This window comes from Actinomyces sp. AC-20-1 (assembly GCF_023369555.1).
Lineage (GTDB): Bacteria > Actinomycetota > Actinomycetes > Actinomycetales > Actinomycetaceae > Actinomyces.
This window is the reverse complement of the sequence record NZ_JACJVC010000009.1, coordinates 1-21,797: the sequence shown is the minus strand read 5'-3', so window position 1 is coordinate 21,797 and position 21,797 is coordinate 1. Positions and strand designations below refer to the sequence as shown.

The window sequence follows — 21,797 nt, the reverse complement described above, 5'->3', positions numbered from 1 at the left end:
GGACCGGGCCCTCAGGCCCGGGCGAGGCGCATGTCCCCCGGCTTGATCCACCCGTGCCGGCGCATCGCCTCGCTCAGGGCCAGTGTGAGCAGCGCCGGGGCGAGGACCTGGAAGCCGAGGATGATCGCCCAGAGCGCGGCGGGCGACGTCGTCGGCGCCATGGTCTGCCACGTCATGATCTGGCCGACGAGGCCGGCTGAGCCCATGCCGGAGCCGACGGCGTTGGACTCCATGCCGATGAGGGTGGTGGAGACGGGGCCGAGGATGGCGGAGGCCAGCGTCGGGGGCACCCAGATGAGGGGGTGGCGCACGATGTTGGGCACCTGGAGCATGGAGGTGCCCAGGCCCTGCGCGAGCAGCCCGGACCAGCGGTTCTCGCGGAAGGAGGCGACGGCGAAGCCGACCATCTGGGTGGTGCAGCCGATGGTGGCGGCGCCGGCGGCGAGCCCTGACAGGCCGAGGATGACGCCCAGGGCGGCGGAGGAGATCGGCAGGGTGAGGACCATGCCCATGACGACGGCGACGACGGCCCCCATGAGCAGGGGCTGGCGCTCGGTGCCCCAGTTGACGACCTCGCCGAGCGCGGTCATGGCCGTGGAGATCGGGGGACCGACGAGCAGGCCGACGCCGCCTCCGGCGAGGACGGTGGCCAGTGGCGTGGCGAGGAGGTCGACGGGGGTGCGGCCGGAGACGAGGCGGCCGACCTCGATGGCCGTGTAGGCGGCGATGAAGGCGCCGAGGGGCTCTCCGGGACCGCGCAGGAGGAGGGCGGCCCCGGCGTCGTCGGCATGGAGGGCGCTGCCGGACAGGAGGGCGCCCGCCTGGGCGCCGACCTGCCCGACGACGGCCGCGCTGACGGTGGTGAAGGTGGAGGCCTTGAGCCGCAGGGCGGTGCCGATCCCGATGCCGGCGCCTGTGATGCTGGCCGCGACACGCCCGAGCAGGACGGTGGTGGCGCCGATGCCGGCGGGCAGGAGGCCGCCGAGCTGGGTGAGGATCGTGCCGATGATGAGGGTGGCGAAGAGGCCGTGCGCCATGCCGGTGAGGCCCTCGACGAAGATCCGGGTGGCGAGCGCGCGCAGGTGGTTCACGGGTGCTCCTGGGGTGGCGGTACGGTCAGACGAGTGTCTTGACACCCGGAGCCTACGGTGCGGGGCGGGCGCCGGGGTGGGGCGGGCCCTGTGAGCGTCGCGACACCGGGTGGGCCGGGCTGACCGCAGGGGTGGTGCGGGGCTCAGTCCTCGTGAACGAGGACCCCGAGCGCGTCGAGAGCCTCGCGCACGGCGTCGAGGGTGGCCTCGTCGTCGGCCTCCACCGTGTGGAAGTGGTCGCCGTTGGTGAGCTGGGACAGCGGGGGAGAGGTGCGCAGCTGCTCGAGCAGCTGGGCGATGTCCTCGTGGTTGCGGATGAGCAGGTCCACTGTGACCTGGCCGTAGGCGGCGTGCGGGATGCTCAGGTCCAGGAGGGTCCCCCCGGCGTCGATGACGGCGTCCAGCTCCGCCTCGACCAGCTCCGGGCCGTGCTGGACGTGGAAGGAGCGGCGTGCGCGCGTGGTCGGGCGCGCGAGGACGTAGCCGCGGTTGGTCGCCCTGATCGCCTGGCCCGCGGCGCGCAGCAGGGCGACGTCGCCGACGACGATCTGGCGCGAGACGCCGAGCTCACTGCCCAGGGTGGCGGCCGGGACGGGGGTGGTGGCCGCGCTGAGGCGGTCGAGGACGCGCTCACGGCGTCGTGCGGCTTCCATGGTCCTCCTCGTGGAGGTGGAGGGAGGGGGCTTGGCGGGACGCTAGCACGTCAGATGTCCTGTGGGTGGGCGGTGGGCGAGCAGTGGACGCGGGTGACGGGAGGGTGGCTGTGGGCAGGACGCGGCAGGGGCGCGACACGCCCGGGCGAGCGGGTGATCGAGATGAGTTTCCCGGCTGCTGTCCCCAGGCTGGGGACCTGCGTCACCGGTGTCCTGGGGAGGGGTGGGGACTCGACGCCGAATTCGTGTCACACCCCTGCGTGACGATGTTTCCGCCGATCCGACGCCTTCCACCGGACCCTGCCCGAGGGCGTTCTGGAGAGGTGCTCGCGGGCCCGTCCACAGGACTCGCGGGCCTGTCCACAGGGAAGGAGCGTGTCATGCACAGGTGGTGGCGGAACACAGCATGTTGGGGTGCTGGCAGGCGCCGACCCCTAGGGGTAGTGTCTTACCTCGTGAGGCACCCCTGCCCTCCCGAGAACTACATCCGTGTGCTTACACGACTGAGATCCCCCCGCACGGGGCCTTGGCCGGAGCCTCGCGCGGACACAGGGACCGGCCCCGATCACGACAGCCAGGAAGCGACTGACATGGCCATCACCGTCTACAGCAAGCCCAACTGCGTCCAGTGCAACGCCACCTACCGCGCCCTGGACAAGGCCGGCCTGGACTACAGCACGGTGGATGTCTCCGTCGACGCCGAGGCGCTCGAGCAGGTCAAGTCCCTCGGCTACGCCCAGGCGCCCGTCGTCGTCGCGGGCGGGGACCACTGGTCCGGCTTCCGCCCGGACAAGATCAAGTCCCTCGCCGCCGCCGAGGCCGTCGCCGTCTGAGCGCACGTCACCCCGTGACCTGCACCCAGGAGCCCGACGGGCCCTTCGTCGTCTACTTCTCCTCCGTCTCGGAGAACACGCACCGGTTCGTGGCCAAGCTCGGCGTCCCCAGCGCGCGCATCCCCCTGCGTCCCACGCAGGAGCCGCTCGTCGTCGACCGCGAGTACGTGCTGCTCGTGCCGACCTACGGCGGCGGCAACCACAAGGGCGCTGTGCCCAAGCAGGTCATCAGGTTCCTCAACAACGAGCGCAACCGCTCGCTGTGCCGCGGGGTCATCTCCTCCGGCAACACCAACTTCGGCGAGGCCTACTGCATCGCCGGAGACATCATCTCCGCCAAGCTCGGCGTGCCCCACATGTACCGCTACGAGCTCCTTGGCACCCCCACCGACGTCGCACGCGTCACCGAAGGATTGGACACGTTTTGGCAGACACGCTGACGGACACCGGCTCCGAGTCGGTCCCCCCGGCCCTGGACTACCACGCCCTCAACGCCAAGCTGAACCTGTACGACGCGAACGGCAGGATCCAGTTCGACGCGGACCACGAGGCCGCGCGCCAGTACTTCCTCCAGCACGTCAACCAGAACACCGTCTTCTTCCACGACCTCGAGGAGAAGCTGGAGTACCTGGCCGAGGAGGGCTACTACGAGAAGCACGTCCTGGACCGCTACGACCCCGACTTCGTCAAGTCGGTCTTCAAGGCGGCCTACGCGCACAAGCTCCGCTTCGAGACCTTCCTCGGCGCCTTCAAGTACTACACCTCGTACACGCTCAAGACCTTCGACGGCAAGCGCTACCTCGAGCGCTTCGAGGACCGTGTCTCCATGGTGGCCCTCACCCTGGCCGGCGGCGACGAGCAGCTCGCCCTCGACCTCGTCGAGGAGATGATGACGGGCCGCTTCCAGCCCGCCACCCCCACCTTCCTCAACGAGGGCAAGGCCCAGCGCGGAGAGCCCGTCTCCTGCTTCCTCGTGCGCATCGAGGACAACATGGAGTCGATCGCCCGCGGCATCAACTCCGCCCTGCAGCTGTCCAAACGAGGTGGCGGCGTCGCCCTGCTGCTGACCAACCTGCGTGAGATGGGCGCGCCCATCAAGCGCATCGAGAACCAGTCCAGCGGTGTCATCCCGGTGATGAAGCTGCTCGAGGACTCCTTCTCCTACGCCAACCAGCTCGGGGCCCGCCAGGGAGCCGGCGCCGTCTACCTGCACGCGCACCACCCCGACATCATGCGGTTCCTCGACACCAAGCGCGAGAACGCCGACGAGAAGATCCGCATCAAGACGCTGTCCCTGGGCGTGGTCATCCCGGACATCACCTTCGAGCTCGCCCGCAACAAGGAGCCGATGTACCTCTTCAGCCCCTACGATGTCGAGCGCGTCTACGGGGTGCCCTTCTCCGACATCTCGGTGACCGAGAGGTACCGCGAGATGGTGGACGACCCGCGCATCAGGAAGACCAAGATCGACGCGCGCCAGTTCTTCCAGACCCTCGCGGAGATCCAGTTCGAGTCCGGCTACCCGTACGTCATGTTCGAGGACACGGTCAACCGCGCCAACCCCGTCAAGGGCAAGGTCATCATGTCCAACCTGTGCTCCGAGATCCTCCAGGTCTCCGAGCCCAGCGTCCTCAACGAGGACCTCAGCTTCGCCCACGTCGGCAAGGACATCGCCTGCAACCTCGGCTCCCTCAACATCGCCAAGACGATGGACTCGCCGGACTTCATGCGCACGATCCGCACGGCGGTGCGCGGCCTGACCGCCGTCTCCGACCAGGTGGACCTGCCCTCCGTGCCCTCCATCGACCGCGGCAACAAGGAGTCCCACGCCATCGGCCTGGGCCAGATGAACCTCCACGGCTTCCTCGCCCGCGAGCGGATCTTCTACGGAAGCGAGGAGGGCCTGGACTTCACCAACGTCTACTTCGCCTGCGTGCTCTACGCGGCCCTGACGGCCACCAACGAGCTCGCCGTCGAGCGCGGTGAGTCCTTCGTCGGCTTCGAGGAGTCCGACTACTACTCCGGCGCCTTCTTCGAGAAGTACACGACCCAGGACTTCCTGCCCGTGACCGAGCGCGTCAAGGAGGTCTTCGAGCGCTCCTCCATCAGCGTCCCCACCCGTGAGGACTGGGCGGCGCTGGCGGCGCGCATCAAGGAGGGCGGCATGTACAACCGCAACCTCCAGGCCGTGCCGCCCACCGGCTCGATCTCCTACATCAACAACTCGACGTCGTCGATCCACCCGATCGTCTCCAAGATCGAGATCCGCAAGGAGGGCAAGATCGGGCGGGTCTACTACCCGGCGCCCTACATGACCAACGACAACCTGGAGTACTACCAGGACGCGTACGAGATCGGTCCCGAGAAGATCATCGACACCTACGCCGCCGCCACCCAGCACGTGGACCAGGGCCTGAGCCTCACCCTGTTCTTCCCGGACACGGCCACGACGCGAGACGTCAACAAGGCCCAGATCTACGCCTGGCGCAAGGGCATCAAGACGCTCTACTACATCCGTCTGCGCCAGATGGCGCTGGAGGGCACCGAGGTCGAGGGCTGCGTCAGCTGCATGCTCTGACCCGGGACGGATGACGCCCGCCCTCATCGGCTCTGGCACACTGGGCGCGCCACCTCATGGACCACCCGAGAGAACACACGTGTCTACCCTGTCCCGGCGCGCCTTCGCCCTGCTCACCGTCTCCACCGCTGCCGCCGCGCTCAGCGGCTGCGGCTCGGACGAGTCCTCCTCGGGGGCCGTGGCCGACGCGGCTCCCGAGGCCATCATCGACGTACGCACCCCGGAGGAGTTCGCCGAGGGGCACCTCGAGGGCGCCGTCAACATCGACGTCTCCTCCGAGAACTTCGACGAGAGCATCGCCGCCCTCGACACGACCGTCTCCTACGGCGTCTACTGCCGCAGCGGCAACCGCTCGGCCCAGGCGGTCGCCCGCATGGAGGCGGCCGGCTTCACGGACGTCCGTGACCTCGGCGGCCTCAAGGACGCCGCCGAGACGCTGGGGCTCGAGGTCGTCACCGAGTAGGCGCCCGGACGAGCAGACGGGCCCCGGCCGGGCGGCCCGGCACCCGCCCTGCCGCTCAGCGGACGCGCCACACCTCGTCGCAGCGCGCTGCCGAGGCCGCCACCAGGGCCGCGTTGGGCACGTCCACGACCCTCACCCAGTGCGCCGCCTCGGCGCGGCTGCGCCCGAAGGCCTCGTGCCTGGCGACGAGACGGCGGATGAGCTCGTCCTGCGCGACGTCGAGCATGAGGAGCAGGTCGATCCGCTCGCGCGCCCCGGTCCAGCCGTACGAGCCGAGAGCCAGGTAGTTGCCCTCCGTGACGACGACGCCGGGGCCCGCCACCCGCGTGCCCGCCGCGACCGGCTCGTGCAGGTCCCTGCGGTACACGGGCGCCAGGACCTCACCGCCCCTGCGCACCCGGTCCAGGGCCGCCAGGTAGCCCTCGACGTCGAAGGTGTCGGGCGCTCCCTTGCGCCCGTGCCGGCCGAGCTCGTCCAGCACCGCGTTGGACATGTGGAACCCGTCCATCGGCACGGACCCGGCCAGCAGGCCCCGTCCGGCCAGTGCCGCGCACAGGGAGCCGGCCAGCGTCGACTTGCCGGACCCGGGCGCCCCGGTCAGCCCGACGACGAGCCGGCCGCCGTCGGGAAGAAGCGAGGCAAGGCGGTCCACAAGACCGGGGACAAGGACGTCGAGGCCGCCGTCGCGGTACTGCGGTGTGCTCACGGGGCCAGTATCCGTCTGTCGCCGTCGGTAGCATGAGGCCATCACCCAGACGTACGGAGGAGCCCCCATGCCCGAGCCGATCAAGCTCATTGACCGTGTCCAGGCCATCAACTGGAACCGTCTTGAGGACGACAAGGACCTCGAGGTCTGGGACCGTCTCACCGGTAACTTCTGGCTCCCGGAGAAGGTGCCGCTGTCCAACGACGTGCAGTCCTGGGCCACGCTCAACCCGGCCGAGCAGAACATGACGACCCGCGTCTTCACGGGCCTGACCCTCCTGGACACGATCCAGGGCACGGTCGGCGCCGTCTCCCTCATCCCGGACGCGCGCACCCCGCACGAGGAGGCCGTGCTCACCAACATCGCCTTCATGGAGTCGGTGCACGCGCGCTCCTACTCCTCGATCTTCTCCACGCTCATCTCCACGCAGGAGATCGACGAGGCCTTCCGCTGGTCCGAGGAGAACGAGTACCTGCAGAAGAAGGCGCGCATCATCCTCGACTACTACCGCGGTGACGACCCGGCCAAGCGCAAGGTCGCCTCGACCATGCTCGAGTCCTTCCTCTTCTACTCGGGCTTCTACGCGCCGATGTACTGGTCCAGCCACGCCAAGCTGACGAACACGGCCGACCTCATCCGCCTCATCATCCGTGACGAGGCCGTGCACGGCTACTACATCGGCTACAAGTACCAGCTGGCGGTGCGCGAGTCCTCCCCCGAGCGCCAGGCCGAGCTCAAGGAGTACACCTTCGACCTGCTCATGGAGCTCTACGACAACGAGGAGTCCTACACGGAGAGCCTGTACGACGAGCTGGGCCTGACCGAGGACGTCAAGAAGTTCCTGCGCTACAACGCGAACAAGGCCCTCATGAACCTCGGCTACGAGGCGCTGTTCCCGGCCGAGACCACGGACGTCAACCCGGCGATCATCGCCTCCCTGTCCCCGAACGCGGACGAGAACCACGACTTCTTCTCCGGCTCGGGCTCCTCCTACGTCATCGGCACCGCCGAGGCGACCGAGGACGAGGACTGGGACTTCTGAGCCCCTCGGGCCGGTGAGCGCAGCGACCGGTCCCAACCATGTCCGTTAACGGACACACCCACGGCCTCGATGTCACACAAGGGCCCGTTGTGTGACATCGAGGCTGTAGCGATGTCACACAACGGGTCTTAGGCTGACATCGTGGATACCTCGATGTTCAGAAACCCGACGATGGGACAACTGGTCGAGATCTCCGGATTCGACCCATTCCGCGGCCCGTGGGAGCACACGGCCTTCATCCCCACGCCCCTGCCAGAGGCGGAGCCGGTGCTGGACGGGACCACGCACCGGGCTGTGGCCGCAGCCGGCCGGGCCCTCGCCTCACTGGACGCCACCGCGCGTCGGCTCCCCAACCCCTATCTCCTGCGGATGCCCTCCCTGCGGAGGGAGGCCCAGGCGACCTCTGCGCTCGAAGGAACCTACGCGCCTCTCGCCGAGGTCCTCACCGCCGACGACGAGTTCCCGGCCACGGCGGAGATGGCCGAGATCCTCAACTACGTCGCGATGGCGAGCATCGGCTTCGACTGGGTCCAGCAGGAGCGACCACTGACCTTGGGGCTCCTGGAGGACCTTCAGGGCCGGCTCATGCGGGGAACCCCTCTCGAGAGTGAGTCAGGGCGGTTGCGCACCGGTCAGGTCGTCATCGGGCGGAGGGAGGGCGCCGACCGGGACCTCACCCCCATCGAGGCCGCACGCTTCGTCCCGGTCCCTCCCGGCGACCAGCTGCGCGCAGGCGTGGAGACGCTGCTCGACTGGATCGGCACCGACCACACCGACCGCATCGACCCCGTCGTCGTCGCCGGCATGGCCCACTACCAGTTCGAGACCCTCCACCCGTTCCGTGACGGGAACGGACGGCTGGGACGCTATCTCATCGTCCTCACCCTTCTGCGTACCGGCCTTCTGTCCGAGCCGACGCTCACCGTCTCCTCCTGGTTCGAGGCCCGGCGCTCCGACTACTACGACGCCCTGCTGGGCGTGAGCACCGACGGCGACTGGGACACCTTTCTCACCTTCTTCGCTCACGGACTCGCTGAGGCCGCCAGCACGACCCAGCGGCAGATGCTCGCCCTCGTCGGTGTCCAGGACGAGCTCAGGGAGCAGGTGCGGGGCTCGCGCCTGCGCTCGGCCCACGCCCTGTCGGTCGTCGACCTCGCCGTGGCGCATCCGTCCTTCACGGTACGGTCGGTCGAGAGGGAGACCGGAGTGTCCTACGGGCGGGCCAACTCACTGGTCAGCCAGCTCGTCGACCTCGGTGTCCTGGCAGAGGTGGGCAGGGGGCCGGCTGCACGGCGTTTCGCCGCGCCCGAGGTGCTTCGTGTCCTGCTGGCCAGCGCCTGACACCCCGAGGCCCAGGCCGGCGGCAGAGCCCGCGTTGGTAGCCTGCGTGCGTGAGCGAGTACTTCGTGGGCAGGCCCGGCACCGGCGACGTCGAGGACCCGATGGAGCCGCCGCTGCCCGGGGCGGCCCCCGACGGCGCGTCCCCGGCCCCTGAGGCGCCGACCGGTCCCCGCCACGTCCGCTTCGGCATGCCCTTCAACGGCGTCGTGCCCCTGTGGCACGACGGCACCGACATCGAGTGGTACCGACCCACCGACGGGACCGACCTCGCCCACGTCCTCGGGCTCGGGCACGTCGAGACCGAGCCCGGCCCCTCTCCGACGCCAACCGGCTGGGCGGAGCACGTCGAGACGGGCACGCTCCTGCCCGCCCAGGACGGAGAGGAGGGGCCCGTCCTGCTGCTGAGGGCGGCGTCGCCGTCGGGGCGCAGGGCCGTCAACGACCCTGGTGACGGCGCCCGCGTGCCGCTCAGCCTCCCGCTGACCGTCCAGGAGGCGATGGGGGACACCGCCGCCGACTTCGACATCACCGGCTTCAGCGTGCACGTCGCCCGGCTCATGCTGCGGGCCGCCCGCGACGGCGCCATCCTCCTGTTCACGCTGCGCGCCCCGCGCGACCCGGAGGCCCACCACCTGCTGTCCGTCCCCAGCGAGGTCGACGCCGACTCCGTCATGCGTTTCCACCTGGGGACCCTGCTCGACGTCGACACCCCCTCCTGGGCGGAGGCGACCCACCAGGACGGCATGACCCTGCTGGATCTTGAGGTGCCCTACTCGACACTGGTGAGCCGGGCGGGCGGTGAGGAGGGCCTCGACGTCGAGCGGCTGGTCGCGATGGCCCAGCCCGTAGTGGACGCGGTCCTGGCCCCCGGCTTCCCCTTCGCGCTCGGCTGCTCCTTCATCCTGCCGGAATGAGGCGTGGACCACGGCGGCGGTGAGCCGTAGAGCCCGGTGCCGCCGTGGTGCGAGGAGGGAGGATCAGACCATGCTCTCCCTCACCCAGAACATCGACTACCACGCCGGCTACGCCGTCACCCGCACCGGCGAGGCCCGCCGTCCCCTTCCCTTCCTCGTCTCCTCCATGCTCGGGGGCGCCTTCATCGGCCTGGCCGACGTCTTCATGCTCACCGCGGCCGGTCCCTTCCGTGAGGCCGGCGACCCCTGGTTCTCCCTCATCTCCGGCGCCGTGTTCGGCATGGGCCTCATCCTGTGCGTCTTCGCCGGTGGAGAGCTGGCGACGAGCGCGATGATGGTCTTCGCCGTCGGGGCCGTGCGCCGCACGATCACCTGGGCCCGTGCGGGCGGTGTCCTGCTGTTCATGCTGCTGGGCAACCTGCTGGGAGCCGTCGTGCTGTCGCTGCTCGTGCACTGGGCGGGCGTCGTCGAGCCCGGGACCGCGGCGGGAGCGTTCGTCGAGTACGCCGTCCACCACAAGGGAGTCGACTACTCGGTGCTCGAGATGCTCACCCGAGGGATCCTGTGCAACATCCTCGTGTGCCTGGCGATCTGGTGGACCACCCGCTCGACGAGCGAGGGCTCGAAGATCATCGCGATGGCCTGGTGCATGGCCGCCTTCGTCACCTGCGGCTTCGAGCACGTCGTGGCGAACATGACGACCTTCTCCCTGGGCCTGCTCGAGGGCTACGAGGCGGCGACGCTGGTGAACGCGGCGCGCAACCTCCTCGTCGTCGGGTTGGGCAATGTCGTCGGGGGCGCGGTCTTTGTCGGCTGCGCGTACCTCGTCGCCCACAAGGCGGAGGAGGGGGCCGACGAGGCTCGCGTCGAGGCCGGTCTGCCGGTCGCGCACTGAGAGGGTGCGGTCCGGGGCCGGTGCTCCTGCGCCGGGCCCGGTGCTGGGTGGTGCGGGTGGGCGCTGGCTGCTCCCTGATGCGGCCCTCCCGGATTACCTGTCGCTCCCAGGACAACGTGTTGTTCCAAGGACAACCTGTTGCTCGCAGGACAACCTGTTGGCCTCGTTCTGGTTGTCCTGGTGCACGCAGGTTGTCCATCGGCAGGCACGTTGTCCTTTGTGCGCGCCGTTGAGGCCCGCACCGCGTCGCCTGGCATCTGCGCCTGGCCCTCCCACGGGCGCGCGATCCCTGGCGGCCCGGGGGGGGAGGCCACTGCCCGCCCCTCATCTGGTACAGAGGGAGGCGCCCAATGGTCTGGGCGCCTTCCGTGCCACTGTCCTTGACCCTTTGGGGTCTGGCGGGGCACACTGGGTCCTGCCCCCGCATTACGATGCGGTGCGGAAGTAAACGCCGGAGTTCCTGTGTCGACACAGGGCCCGGCGTTCGCGCTGCCTGCGGTGCTGTCTACGCCAGGCTCACGTGCTCGACCCGCACGCGGTGGGCCAGGTGCTCCCAGGCCCGGGTGTCGCCGGCCAGAGAGTCACCGTAGGCTCCCAGCACCTGGTCCGGCACCCACAAGCGCGGCTCATCGCCGCCGTGCACGTGCGAGAGCCGCAGCGCCTGGATCGCTCCCGAGCGTGTCAGCGCCGCCCACTGCGCCTCATCCTTCTCGTCCTGGGAACGCTCTCGCCTCTCCAGGACGAGTGTGTCGACCGAGTAGGACTGCTCCAGGATGACGAGCAGGCTCGCGAGCGCGCGTTGTCTGGCTCTCTCCTCGCGCACGCCGTCGACCAGCGGCGCGGCCGCGACGACGATGTGCGAGGCCTCGTGCGCGCCGATGACCTGGCAGACGGCGCGCTTGTCCCTGGGTTTGGCGTCACGCCAGTGGAGCTTGCGACCACGCTCGAAACGCAACAGGTCTGCCGTCAGGCCCGCCCCGTCACCCTGGGGCAGGTAGGCGCCCAGCAGGTAGACCGGCTGGCCCACACCACGACGGCGCACGCTCTCATCACCCCACGCCGTCACACTCACAGGCCCAGACACTAGCGTGCCCGCACGCGAGCGCGCTCGCGGCCCCCTCGCACCCACCGGGGGCCTCCCCCTCCCCGGCCCAGCCGGATAACCGCCGGATAGCACCCCCAGTCCTGCGTGCGGCGGTGAGCGTCCGTTTTTTCCGCGCCTCCAAGGCCCCTGGGAGCCCTTGTGGGGGCGGGCAGGGACCCGAGTGGCCGAACACAAGAGGGTCGAACACGCACCCCAAGGACGCACGTGCACCATGCGGTTTCGTTACAGCGTCCGCACGCCAGCGCCCACAGGCCGTCACACCGGCAGGAACGGACCAGGGGGTGCGAGCCGCACTCACACCCCCTGGCCGCGTTCCGCGAGCAGCGTCAGACGCACCCCACCACACCGGCAGCACCAACCGTGCCGACATTGCGCACGGTGCCGACATCGCCGACCGTGCCCAGCCCGCCAGCGGCTGCGTGCGTGGCCCGCTCGGTGCGCGCGCACGACGCCGTGCCGGAGGACTGGGCCTGCCGGGCCGCCAGCCACTCACGCGCCGTCCGGGCGTCACGGGCCAGGACCTCAAGGTCGGCCGCAGCCTGGCCGTCGACGTCGTCGTCGCAGATCTCCTCCCAGTCAGCGGTGACCACCCGCTCGACCCGGCCGTCCGCCCACCGCCACTCATGGAGCGTGAGCATGGGCAGGCGCTTGGTGTGCACCACCGAGACATCGGGGGTGCCGTCGTCGGTCACGTAGCAGCCCGAACCGTGGTCGCACCACGTGGGGTGGGCCAGGCCGGCGTCGTCGACGTCGAGGAACAGGGGGCTCATGAGTGGTCCTCTCAGGACAGGCGCCATGACACGCAGACCCGCCTCAGCGTTCCACGTACGTTCCACGCGCTACACGCGAGAGGCCCGGCGATCCAACTTTCCGTAGGAACGCCGGGCCTCCCGATGGCGGTAGTGCTGGGATTCGAACCCAGGGTGGCTATGAACCACACAGACTTTCGAGATCTGCACCTTCGGCCGCTCGGACACACTACCTCGGAGAACGAGGGTACACGGACGGGCCCCTCACGCCCAATCCCGCGTCCCTGCGACCTCGCTCACGCGCTCACTCCTCAGGTGCCTCACGCACCACCCGCGCCGGCACCCCGGCCACCACGGTCCGTGCGGGCACGTCCTTGGTCACGACCGCCCCCGCGGCCACCACCGCGCCGTCACCGATGGTGACACCCGCCAGCACGGTGACGTTCGCGCCGACCCACACGTCCTCGCCGATGCGGATCGGCGCGGGGATCGTGTCACCGCGCCGGGCCACGGACAGGTCGTGGTTGAGGGTCGCGAGCACGACGTTGTGCCCGATAAGGCTGCGAGCCCCGATCCAGATGCCGCCCTGGTCCTGGAAACGGCACCCCGAGTTGATGAACACGCCTTCAGAGACGTGGATGTTGCGGCCGAAGTCCGTGGTGAAGGGCGGGAAGATGCCGAATCCCTCCGGCGCCCCCTCCCCGGTGATCCGACCGAAGAGCTCGGCCCGCTCAGCCGGGTCCAGGTACTCGGAGTTCAGGCGGGCCGTCAGGCGCCGGCTCTCCTCACCCACGGCCACCATGAAGGCATGCACCTGCTCGTCGTGGGGCAGGGCCCGCCCACGTGCCGTCATCTCAAGGAACCGCTCAAGGGTCATCTCGGCGTCTGTCATACGAGCAGACTATCGAGCGGCACATCCCCTGGGCAGGGCTGCCCACCGCCGTCGGATGATCCACGCCGACCTGCCGCCGGCTCCGGCCGCTCACGTGCGAGGCTGTCTCCGTGACCCTGACCGACGAGCGCTACGGCGCCGCCATGGACCGCGCCCTCGACCTCGCCCGGACCGCCGGCGAGCAGGGCGAGGTGCCCGTCGGTGCCGTCGTCCTCGCCCCCGACGGCCGGGTCCTGGCCGAGGCCGCCAACGCCCGTGAGGCCGAGCACGACCCCACCGCCCATGCCGAGGTCCGCGCGCTCAGGGCCGCGGGCGCCGCGCTGGGCGACTCGCACCTGGACGGCTGCACGCTCGTCGTCACCCTGGAGCCCTGCACGATGTGCGCGGGCGCCATCCAGCTCGCCCGCCTCGCCACCGTGGTCCTGGGGGCGTGGGAGCCGCGCACCGGTGCCTGCGGCAGCGTGCGCGACGTCCTGCGCGACGCGCGCGCGAACCACCGCGTCGAGGTCCTCACCGGCCTGCGCGCTGCCGAGTCCGAGGCCCTGCTCCGCTCCTTCTTCTCCGGGCGCCGCTGATCGCCGTCCGGACAACGGCACGGGCCCGGCGTGCGCCGTAGGCTGTGCCCATGCGCCTGCACGTTGCCGACCACCCGCTCATCGACCACAAGCTCTCCGTCCTGCGCGACGAGAAGACCCCCTCCGCGGTCTTCCGCCAGCTCGTCGACGAGCTCGTCACCCTCCTGGCCTACGAGGCCACCCGTGAGGTACGCACCGAGGAGGTCAGCATCCAGACCCCGGTTGCCGTCGCCCAGTGCCGTCGCATCGCGGACCCCCGCCCCATCGTCGTGCCGATCCTGCGCGCCGGGCTCGGCATGCTCGAGGGCATGACCCGCCTCCTGCCGACCGCCGAGGTCGGCTTCCTGGGGATGAAGCGCGACGAGGACACCCTCGAGATCGAGACCTACGCCAACCGCCTCCCGGACGACCTCTCCGGCCGCCAGTGCTTCGTCGTCGACCCGATGCTCGCCACGGGCCACACGCTCATCGCCGCCGTCGAGTACCTGCTGGCCCACGGTGCCCGCGACGTCACCGCCCTGTGCCTCATCGCCGCCCCCGAGGGCCTGAGGACCCTCGAGGAGGCCATCGGCGGCCGGGCGAACGTCACCATCGTCACCGCCCACGTCGACGAGCGCCTCAACGACAAGGCCTATATCGTCCCCGGCCTCGGCGACGCCGGAGACCGCCTCTACGGCATCGTCGACTGACGCTCGGGCGCGCCGGGACCGTCCCGAGGGGGCTGCCCGACGGCGCCCACCCCCTTAGCATCACACCATGACCTTGTCCCCCGCCTCGCCCGCGCGTCAGCCCGACAGGCCCGGCCTCCGGGCGGTCCTCGTCGCCGTCCTGGCCGGTGCGCTCACCCTCGCGGGCGTCGGCGCTCTCGGCTGGGTCACCTCCGCCGACCAGCGCACCGCGATGAGCGCCACGAACGTGCGCCCCTACGCCCTGCCGGAGGGCGGCTGGGCCCAGGGCGCGACCCGGGTCTGGTCCGCCCAGGTCCCCGCAGGCGCCGAGGTCGTCGTCGCCGGCGACTACCTGGTGGCCGTGGAGCGCTCCGCCTCCACGGGCACGAGCGCCGCCCTCACCGGCTACCGGGTCGATGCCTCCGGCGCCACCCAGGCGTGGACCGCCACGGCCGACCTCACCGCCGGGACCGTGGGGGAGGCGCCCTTCCAGGTGTGGGACTCGACCACGCTCGTGCACGGCACCACCCTCATCGACCTCGCCACCGGAACCGTCTCCACCGCCCCGTGGTCGGCGGCGGACCGCCCCGTCGTCCTGGAGGACCGGGTGGTCACCTGCCCCGACTCCGAGTCCTGCTACGGCTGGGCGCCCGGCAGCAGCGCACCGGTGTGGACCGCCAAGGTCCCCAGCGGCCACCGCGAGCTCGAGTCCATGACCCAGGCCCCCACGGTCTACCACCGCGACGGCGCCCGCTACGCCCTCGTCGGCGCCCACGCGGCCGTCAACATCGACACCGGTGAGGCCATCGCCTTCACGATGCCCGCGCTGCAGGGCTGGACCATCGCGGCGGCCGCCGACGGCTGGGCCATCGCCTCCTGGGACCTGAGCCAGGAGTACTGGCACATCTACTCCTACGGGATCAAGGGCGGCGAGGCGACGGAGGACTACCCGGGCACCACGCCGTGGGTCGCGAACGAGACCCCGCAGTACGGCCCCCACCCGCGCACCCGCGGGCAGTTCAAGGACCTGTGGGCCGACGGCGACCTCAGCACCATCATCGGCTGGGGCTACCACCCGCAGGACAGCGACTGCCTCGACAGGGTCCGGGCCGTTGACGGCCCGACCATCGAGGTCCCCACGATCTCGGCCGGCGCCTCCGCCGACGTCATCGCCCAGACCTCCATGTCCTGCGCGACCTGGGTGACGATGACCCCGGAGCACACGGTCATGACGGTCCGTCTCAAGGACCGCCTGACGGACAACGCCTTCGCCTTCATGCACGACACCTCCACGGGCGAGGCCGTCACCTTCGAGGGCACGGACGTCATGGCCGGCGACCAGCTCTCGATGGTGACGGAGAGCCTCGCCGTCGGCTACGACGTCGACGCCGGCACCCTGAACGGCTACGTCCCCGCCGGCTGAGACCTCATGTGCGAGGACCCCGCCTCACACTGAGGCGGGGTCCTCGCACATGGTCGCGACCCGGGCCGGCCGGCCCGGGGGCGGCTCAGAAGGCGGCGATGACGGAGCCGTCCGTCCAGCGCTCGGAGATCCAGGCGCTGAGCTCGGGGGAGGTCATGAGGCCGGCCAGCGTGGTGAGGGCCTCGTTGTCCTTGTCGGCGGTGCGCACGACGAGCTGGTTGACGTAGGGGGAGCCCTCGGCCTCCTCGAGGAGGAGGGCGTCCTTGGAGGGGGTCAGGCCCGCGTCGATGGCGTAGTTGCCGTTGAGGACGACGGCGCCGACGTTCGCGTCCGACATCGTCGTGGCGACCTGCTCACCGGCGACCGTGACGATCTTGAGGTTCTTCGGGTTGTCCGTGATGTCGAGGTCGGAGGGCAGGTCCACCGAGTCGTCGAGGGTGATGAGGCCGGCGGCCTCGAGCAGCTTGAGGCCGCGGGCCGTGTTCGCCGGGTCGTTGTTGAGGGTGATGGAGGAGCCGTCGGCGATCTCCTCAATGCCCTTGGCCGTGGCGGAGTAGATGCCCATCGGCTCGATGTGCACGTCGGCGACGGAGACGAAGTCGTAGCCCTTCTCGTCGATCTGCTGGGCGAGGAAGTTGGGCGTCTGGTAGAAGTTCGCCGCCAGGGAGCCGTCCGCGAGGGAGGTGTTGGGCGTCTGGTAGTCGGTGATCTCGACGATGTCGAGGTTGAGCCCGGCCTCGGCCGCCAGGTTGTCCTGGATCCACTGAAGCATCTCGACGTGCGGGTTCGGGGTGGCGCCGACCTTGATGGTGGTGGTCTCGCCGTCGACGCTGATGCCGTCGACCGCGCCGGACTCGCCGGAGCCTGAGGAGCCCGTGGAGGAGCCGGAGCCGCCGCAGGCGGCGAGGGTGAGCGCGAGCGCGGAGGCGAGACCGCCGGCGATGACGGAACGACGGGTGAGGGTGGAGGCCATAGTGGTGTCCTTACTCTTCTGGTGGGGGGTGCGGTGGGCCGGGCTGCAGCGGGGCTGTCAGCGGCGGCGGTGGTCGACGACGCGGGCGAGGAGGTCGCCCGCGACCTGGATGACGGCGACGATGGCCGCGATGATGATGACGGTGAGGATGATGACGTCCGTCCAGTTGCGGTTGTGCCCATACTGGATGGCCAGGTCCCCGAGCCCTCCGCCGCCGACGGTGCCGGCCATCGCGGAGTAGCCGATGAGGGTGATGAAGGTGACCGTGCCGGCGCTGATGAGCCCCGGCAGGGCCTCGCGCACGAGCACGCCCCAGGTGATCTGGTTGGGGGACGCGCCCATCATGAGGGCCGCCTCGACCTTGCCCTCGTCAACCTCCGCGATCGCGTTCTCCACCAGGCGGGCGTAGAAGGGGATCGCGCCGACGGTCAGCGGCACGCAGGCCGCCGCCCAGCCGATGGAGGAGCCCACGATGAGGCGAGTGAAGGCGATGATGGCCACGAGCAGGATGATGAAGGGCATCGAGCGGCCGAAGTTGACGGCCTGCGACAGGACCTCGTAGAGGAGACGGTTGCGGTGCTGGCCGCGCTTGCCGGTGGTGACCAGAGCGAGACCGAGCAGCAGGCCGAAGGCGATGGCGAGCGTGCCGGACACGAAGGTCATGCCCAGGGTCTCGAGGATCGCGGGGACGAGCTTCTGCTGGATGACCCTGCGCTCGAACCAGGTGCCGTCGTTGGAGGCGGCGGCCGACAGGGCACCGAGGACCGGGTGGGCCGTCAGGGAGAGGGTGGTGAGGGTGCTCATGCGCGGACCTCCGCGTGGACGCCGGCGGATCGCAGGACGGCCAGGGCCGTCTCGGTGCGCTCGGCCGGGAGGGTGAGGGCGAGGCGACCCACCTGAGCCTGGCCGAGGGTCTCGAAGACGCCGCCGGCGACGTCGGCGCCCTGCTCGGCCACGAGGGCCAGGACCTGGGCGGCGGCGGGCTGCCCGGGGTGGGCGGTGAGGGCGACGTCGATGACCGCCTCACCCGGGTGGACGGCGTCGTCGGGCACGACTGGGACGGGTACCAGCTCGAGGGACAGGCGGGAGGTGACGTCGGAGACGACCCGCTCGATGGGGCCGGACTCGACGATCCTGCCCGCCTCGAGGAGGCTGACGGAGTCGCACACGGAGCGCACGACGCTCATCTCGTGGGTGATGATGATGACGGTGACACCGAGACGGTCGCGCACGTCCCGGATGAGCTCGAGGATCGAGCGGGTGGTCTCCGGGTCGAGGGCGCTGGTGGGCTCGTCGCACAGGAGCACGGCGGGCTGGTCCGCGAGCGCGCGGGCGATGCCCACGCGCTGCTGCTGGCCCCCGGAGAGCTGGGCCGGGTAGGACGCGCCGCGGTCCGCCAGGTCGACGAGCTCGAGCATGCGGGCGACGGTCTCGTGGCGCTCGCCCTTGGGCACGCCGGCCAGGTAGAGCGGGTAGGCGGTGTTCTGGGCGGTCGTGCGCTGCTCGAGCAGGTTGGCGTGCTGGAAGACCATGCCGATCTGGCGGCGGGCCTCGCGCAGCTCGCGGGAGGACAGGTGCGAGATGTCCCGTCCGGCGACGAGCACCTGCCCGCTGGTGACGGGCTCGAGCCCGGTGAGGCAGCGGATGAGGGTGGACTTGCCGGCGCCGGAGGTCCCGACGACGCCGTGGATGGAGCCGGGGGCGACGTCGAGGCTCAGGCCGTCGAGAGCGCGCACCTCGGTGCCGTCGCGCAGCGTGTAGACCTTGTGGACGTCGCGCAGCGAGATCATGGGCTCCGCTCCGGCCTCGCCGGAGACGGTGGGTGCGTACAGGTCGCTCACTCATTCCTCCATCGGTCCTGGCGGAAGCACCCTCACCGCGAAGCGGGGGTTGCTGCAACGTCGTCGAGCCAGGTCTCTCGGTTGCTCTGGATGGTTGAGCACACGATAGGTGGCGGGCGAGGGAGTGTGTCAAGGACTGCCGGCCGTGAGGGACGAAGGTCACTCGCCGGGCGGCTGGGAGTGCCAGGATGCGGTCATGAGCACCGAGCCCCTCCTCGAGACGGACCTCCTGGGCGAGCCGTGGGTCGCCCGCCGCCTGCCCGTGACGGTGAGCGACGACGCCCCCGGCGCCGACCACGCCGTCCTGGTCCACCAGCGCGAGGCCGTGCCCGAGCCGGGCCGGGCCCCGCGCCACGCGCGCGCCGTCCTGTACCTGCACGGCCGCAACGACTACTTCTTCCAGACCTGGCTCGCTGACGCGCTCCTGGGCGCCGGCTACGAGTTCTACGCCCTGGACCTGCGCACCTGCGGGCGCTCCGGCGTCGGCTACCGCTCCCCGCACGACGTGCGCGACCTGCGCGTGCACGACGAGGAGATCAGCGAGGCGGTGCGGATCATCCGCGAGGAGCACGGCCACACGGCCCTCGTCCTCAACGGGCACTCCACGGGCGGCCTCCAGGTGGTCCTGTGGGCGGGCGACCACCCGGGGGCCGTGGAGGCCGTGACGCTCAACTCCCCGTGGCTGGACCTTCAGGCGGGGGGGCTCATGCGCTCCTACGGCTCGGCCCTGGTCGACCTGCTCTCGCGCCGGGACCCGGACCGCATCGTCGTCAACGACCCGCTGGCGCAGGGGGTGCCCGGGTGGGCGGGCGACGGCGAGAGGCCCGCCGACTGGGCCTTCGGCGCCACGCTGGGGGATGCCTCCGACGACCTGTACGGGCGCACCCTCCACCGCCGCTGGGGGGGCGAGTGGGACTGGGACCTGTCGCTCAAGCCCTCGCCGTCCTTCCCCGTGAGGGCGGGCTTCATGGCGGCCGTGCGCCGGGCGCACCGCGACGTCCACCACGGTCTGGGCATCGAGGTGCCGGTGCTCCTGTGCTGCTCGACCGACTCGGCGACGGGGGCCGCCAGGGAGGAGCTGACGCCCGAGGAGGCGCTGCGCCAGGACCTCGTGCTCGACGTGCGCCAGATGGTGGCGCGCGCCCCCTACCTGGGCCGCGACGTCACGGTCCGCCAGGTGCCCGGGGGCGTGCACGACCTCGCGCTGTCGCCCGAGCCGGCCCGCGGCGAGTACCTGTCCGTGCTCACCGGCTGGTTGGCCGCGAGGCTCGGCTGAGGGCGCCCACCAGGGCGTCGCAGACCCGCTCGACCACCTCGAGGGTGTCGACGAAGTCCGCCATCGTCCCGTACCACGGGTCCGGCACGTCCAGCTCGCGGTCAGGGGCCCCCGCCGGGGCCACCGGGTCCCAGGCGCGGAACATGCGCACGCGCCCGGGGTCGGCGCCGACCTGCTGCGCGCGGCGCACGAGCTCGCGACGGTGGGCGCCGGTCATGGCGAGCAGCAGGTCGTGGCCGGTGAGCTCGGCGTCGGTGACGCGGTGCGCCCGGTGGGAGGCCAGGACCCTGCCGGCCGCGCGGGCCGCCTCGTCGTCGCCGGCGCCGTAGCCGCGCTCGCGCAGCAGGCGCAGGGCCCGTGGGTCGATGGGGTTGCCGTGCTCCTCGTCGCTGACGCCCGAGGAGGTGACGAGGACGTCGGACCCCAGGCCCGCGGCGGCCAGCCGGTCGGTGAGGACCACCTGCGCCATGGCGGAGCGGCAGATGTTGCCGGTGCAGACCATGGCGACGCGGTAGGGCCCGGTGGGGTCGAGGGGCGCGGGCGGGACGGGCGGGGCCGGTGCGGTGCTCACCCCCCGATTGTGGCCGACGCTCAGCCGCGCCTGCCGGTCCCCCGCAGGGCCGGCGCCGTCCACGGGTCCTCGGGCCACGCGTGCCTCGGGTAGCGCCCGCGCAGCTCGCGCCGCACCTGCTGGTAGGGCCCCTGCCAGAAGGAGCGCAGGTCGTCGGTGACCGCCACCGGGCGCCGTGCCGGCGACAGCAGGTGCAGCAGGACGGGCACCCCGGCCACGCGCGGCGTCGCGGCCCAGCCGAAGCACTCCTGCACGCGCACGGCCAGCACGGGACGCTCGCCGTCGTAGTCGATCCTCACGTGGGAGCCGGAGGGCACCTCGACGCGCTCGGGGGCCAGCTCGTCCAGCCGGACCGCCTCGGGCCAGGGCAACAGGGCCCGCAGCGCCGCACCGACGTCGAGGCGCCCGAGGTCGAGCTGCCGAGCGCCGGCCAGCGCCTGGGCGGCCGGGCGCAGCCACTCATCGGCGCGCTCCAGCAACGAGGCGTCGTCGACGGCGGGCCACGGCCCACCGAGCACGCGGTGCAGGAAGCGCATCCGGGCGCGCAGCCGGGCCGCCTCCCCCCAAGGCAGGAGGTCCAGCCCCTCCTGCTGGCAGCGCGCGACGACGGCGTCGCCCACCACCTGCGGTGAGGGTGCGACAGGGGTGGTGGACAGGGCGATGGCGCCGAGTGAGCGCACCCGCTGCGCGCGCAGGCGCGTGCCCTTCCACCCGGTGCGCTCGGACTCGGCGAGCCAGGCGGCGGCGACCTCGAGCGCCAGGTCCTCGTCGACGGGCGCCGCGGCGCGCACGAGGGCGTCCGAGCGCCCGGGGGCGCGGTCGACGTCGGCGACGGCCAGCCACTCGCAGGCCGCCAGGGGGGAGGACGCGGGCAGGCGCAGGCCGGTGCCGCCGACCGTCGCGTAGGCCGCCTCCTGACCGGCGGCCGGGGCGCCTGTGCGGCGGCGGGCGAGCCACTCGGGGTGGGCGAGGGCGGCGACCCGCGCGACGGCCTCGCCCAGGCCGACGGTCTCAGGTCCCGTCCCGGACCCGCGGGTGCTGCCGGAGGAGCCCGACCTGTGCGGGGCCGGCAGCCCGCGCAGCGCCTGCTCGGCCGCCCTCTCCAGCCGCCGGGCCTCGGTGCGCCAGGCGGGGGAGGCGTCGCGCACCTGGCGGGCGAGCGCGGTGAGGTCCCCGCCCGGGGCGCGCAGGTCCGCGCTGAGCAGGGC

23 protein-coding genes, 1 tRNA gene and 1 riboswitch are annotated in these 21,797 nt (G+C 71.3%); of the genes, 12 read left to right on the top strand and 12 right to left on the bottom strand.

Annotated features, from left to right (window positions below):
* Positions 1–11: 11 nt before the first annotated feature.
* Together H6X67_RS06830 and H6X67_RS06825 are read right to left on the bottom strand one after the other, a co-directional pair.
* Positions 12–1,091 carry a PTS sugar transporter subunit IIC gene (locus H6X67_RS06830; protein ID WP_249368653.1) on the bottom strand — a complete coding sequence of 360 codons (1,080 nt, stop codon included), beginning with the start codon at positions 1,089–1,091 and terminating at the stop codon, positions 12–14.
* A gap of 143 nt (positions 1,092–1,234) precedes the next feature.
* Positions 1,235–1,744, bottom strand: coding sequence for a transcription repressor NadR (locus H6X67_RS06825; protein ID WP_249368654.1), 510 nt, complete (start codon positions 1,742–1,744; stop codon positions 1,235–1,237).
* Between the two features lie 590 nt (positions 1,745–2,334).
* On the opposite strand from H6X67_RS06825, the gene nrdH reads away from it, so the two are divergent.
* The 4 genes from nrdH (at position 2,335) to H6X67_RS06805 (ending at position 5,618) form a co-directional block, all read left to right on the top strand.
* Positions 2,335–2,577 (top strand): glutaredoxin-like protein NrdH, encoded by a 243-nt coding sequence (gene nrdH, locus H6X67_RS06820; protein ID WP_249368655.1) that lies wholly within the window; start codon positions 2,335–2,337, stop codon positions 2,575–2,577.
* 14 nt (positions 2,578–2,591) lie between these two features.
* Positions 2,592–3,017 (top strand): class Ib ribonucleoside-diphosphate reductase assembly flavoprotein NrdI, encoded by a 426-nt coding sequence (nrdI, locus tag H6X67_RS06815; RefSeq protein WP_249368656.1) that lies wholly within the window; start codon positions 2,592–2,594, stop codon positions 3,015–3,017.
* Positions 3,002–5,155 carry a class 1b ribonucleoside-diphosphate reductase subunit alpha gene (nrdE, locus tag H6X67_RS06810; protein WP_249368657.1) on the top strand — a complete coding sequence of 718 codons (2,154 nt, stop codon included), beginning with the start codon at positions 3,002–3,004 and terminating at the stop codon, positions 5,153–5,155. The genes nrdI and nrdE overlap by 16 nt, the downstream gene beginning before the upstream one ends.
* A gap of 79 nt (positions 5,156–5,234) precedes the next feature.
* Entirely contained in the window at positions 5,235–5,618 is a 384-nt protein-coding gene (locus H6X67_RS06805; RefSeq protein ID WP_249368658.1) for a rhodanese-like domain-containing protein, read from the top strand.
* Between the two features lie 55 nt (positions 5,619–5,673).
* Here the strand turns inward: H6X67_RS06805 and H6X67_RS06800 are convergent, their stop codons facing one another.
* The gene (locus H6X67_RS06800) at positions 5,674–6,366 is read right to left on the bottom strand and encodes a nucleoside/nucleotide kinase family protein (RefSeq protein WP_250649213.1); all 693 of its coding nucleotides are present in this window, start codon (positions 6,364–6,366) and stop codon (positions 5,674–5,676) included.
* Positions 6,367–6,391: 25 nt separating this feature from the next.
* Between H6X67_RS06800 and nrdF the strand changes: the two genes are divergently transcribed.
* The 4 genes from nrdF to H6X67_RS06780 all read left to right on the top strand — a co-directional run bounded on the left by nrdF (position 6,392) and on the right by H6X67_RS06780 (position 10,516).
* Positions 6,392–7,366 carry a class 1b ribonucleoside-diphosphate reductase subunit beta gene (gene nrdF / locus H6X67_RS06795; RefSeq protein ID WP_249368660.1) on the top strand — a complete coding sequence of 325 codons (975 nt, stop codon included), beginning with the start codon at positions 6,392–6,394 and terminating at the stop codon, positions 7,364–7,366.
* A gap of 141 nt (positions 7,367–7,507) precedes the next feature.
* The gene (locus H6X67_RS06790; RefSeq protein ID WP_249368661.1) at positions 7,508–8,707 is read left to right on the top strand and encodes a Fic family protein; all 1,200 of its coding nucleotides are present in this window, start codon (positions 7,508–7,510) and stop codon (positions 8,705–8,707) included.
* 50 nt (positions 8,708–8,757) lie between these two features.
* The gene (locus H6X67_RS06785; protein ID WP_249368662.1) at positions 8,758–9,621 is read left to right on the top strand and encodes a hypothetical protein; all 864 of its coding nucleotides are present in this window, start codon (positions 8,758–8,760) and stop codon (positions 9,619–9,621) included.
* Positions 9,622–9,691: 70 nt separating this feature from the next.
* On the top strand, positions 9,692–10,516 hold the full coding sequence (locus H6X67_RS06780) for a formate/nitrite transporter family protein (protein WP_249368663.1): 825 nt from the start codon (positions 9,692–9,694) through the stop codon (positions 10,514–10,516).
* A 505-nt stretch (positions 10,517–11,021) separates the two neighbouring features.
* Here the strand turns inward: H6X67_RS06780 and H6X67_RS06775 are convergent.
* The 4 genes from H6X67_RS06775 to H6X67_RS06760 form a co-directional block, all read right to left on the bottom strand.
* Positions 11,022–11,558 (bottom strand): hypothetical protein, encoded by a 537-nt coding sequence (locus H6X67_RS06775; protein ID WP_249368664.1) that lies wholly within the window; start codon positions 11,556–11,558, stop codon positions 11,022–11,024.
* A gap of 389 nt (positions 11,559–11,947) precedes the next feature.
* Positions 11,948–12,391: a hypothetical protein gene (locus H6X67_RS06770; RefSeq protein ID WP_249368665.1), complete on the bottom strand. Its 444-nt coding sequence runs from the start codon at positions 12,389–12,391 to the stop codon at positions 11,948–11,950.
* A gap of 124 nt (positions 12,392–12,515) precedes the next feature.
* Positions 12,516–12,604 (bottom strand) — tRNA-Ser (locus tag H6X67_RS06765).
* A gap of 70 nt (positions 12,605–12,674) precedes the next feature.
* Positions 12,675–13,262, bottom strand: coding sequence for a DapH/DapD/GlmU-related protein (locus tag H6X67_RS06760; protein ID WP_249368666.1), 588 nt, complete (start codon positions 13,260–13,262; stop codon positions 12,675–12,677).
* Between the two features lie 143 nt (positions 13,263–13,405).
* Between H6X67_RS06760 and H6X67_RS06755 the strand changes: the two genes are divergently transcribed.
* The 3 genes from H6X67_RS06755 to H6X67_RS06745 all read left to right on the top strand — a co-directional run bounded on the left by H6X67_RS06755 (position 13,406) and on the right by H6X67_RS06745 (position 15,928).
* On the top strand, positions 13,406–13,837 hold the full coding sequence (locus H6X67_RS06755; protein ID WP_249368672.1) for a nucleoside deaminase: 432 nt from the start codon (positions 13,406–13,408) through the stop codon (positions 13,835–13,837).
* Between the two features lie 50 nt (positions 13,838–13,887).
* Positions 13,888–14,526, top strand: a complete 639-nt coding sequence (gene upp / locus H6X67_RS06750) for a uracil phosphoribosyltransferase (protein WP_249368667.1) — start codon at positions 13,888–13,890, stop codon at positions 14,524–14,526.
* A 67-nt stretch (positions 14,527–14,593) separates the two neighbouring features.
* The gene (locus H6X67_RS06745; protein ID WP_249368668.1) at positions 14,594–15,928 is read left to right on the top strand and encodes a hypothetical protein; all 1,335 of its coding nucleotides are present in this window, start codon (positions 14,594–14,596) and stop codon (positions 15,926–15,928) included.
* Positions 15,929–16,013: 85 nt separating this feature from the next.
* On the opposite strand, the gene H6X67_RS06740 is transcribed toward H6X67_RS06745, so the two are convergent.
* The 3 genes from H6X67_RS06740 to H6X67_RS06730 are packed head-to-tail and all read right to left on the bottom strand — an operon-like array spanning position 16,014 to position 18,691.
* Positions 16,014–16,901: a MetQ/NlpA family ABC transporter substrate-binding protein gene (locus H6X67_RS06740; protein WP_249368669.1), complete on the bottom strand. Its 888-nt coding sequence runs from the start codon at positions 16,899–16,901 to the stop codon at positions 16,014–16,016.
* Between the two features lie 57 nt (positions 16,902–16,958).
* Positions 16,959–17,705: a methionine ABC transporter permease gene (locus tag H6X67_RS06735; RefSeq protein WP_249368670.1), complete on the bottom strand. Its 747-nt coding sequence runs from the start codon at positions 17,703–17,705 to the stop codon at positions 16,959–16,961.
* On the bottom strand, positions 17,702–18,691 hold the full coding sequence (locus H6X67_RS06730) for a methionine ABC transporter ATP-binding protein (RefSeq protein ID WP_249368673.1): 990 nt from the start codon (positions 18,689–18,691) through the stop codon (positions 17,702–17,704). The genes H6X67_RS06735 and H6X67_RS06730 overlap by 4 nt, the downstream gene beginning before the upstream one ends.
* A 56-nt stretch (positions 18,692–18,747) precedes the next feature.
* Positions 18,748–18,839: riboswitch (SAM riboswitch) on the bottom strand.
* Between the two features lie 99 nt (positions 18,840–18,938).
* On the opposite strand from H6X67_RS06730, the gene H6X67_RS06725 reads away from it, so the two are divergent.
* Positions 18,939–20,018 (top strand): alpha/beta hydrolase, encoded by a 1,080-nt coding sequence (locus H6X67_RS06725; protein WP_249368671.1) that lies wholly within the window; start codon positions 18,939–18,941, stop codon positions 20,016–20,018.
* Here H6X67_RS06725 and H6X67_RS06720 read toward each other — a convergent pair.
* Both H6X67_RS06720 and H6X67_RS06715 read right to left on the bottom strand, forming a co-directional pair.
* Positions 19,987–20,520, bottom strand: a complete 534-nt coding sequence (locus tag H6X67_RS06720) for a low molecular weight protein-tyrosine-phosphatase (RefSeq protein ID WP_249368674.1) — start codon at positions 20,518–20,520, stop codon at positions 19,987–19,989. The two genes, H6X67_RS06725 and H6X67_RS06720, sit on opposite strands and share 32 nt — an antisense overlap.
* Before the next feature lie 89 nt (positions 20,521–20,609).
* Positions 20,610–21,797: ATP-dependent helicase C-terminal domain-containing protein (locus H6X67_RS06715; RefSeq protein ID WP_283251341.1), on the bottom strand; the 1,188-nt coding region annotated here is incomplete at its 5' end.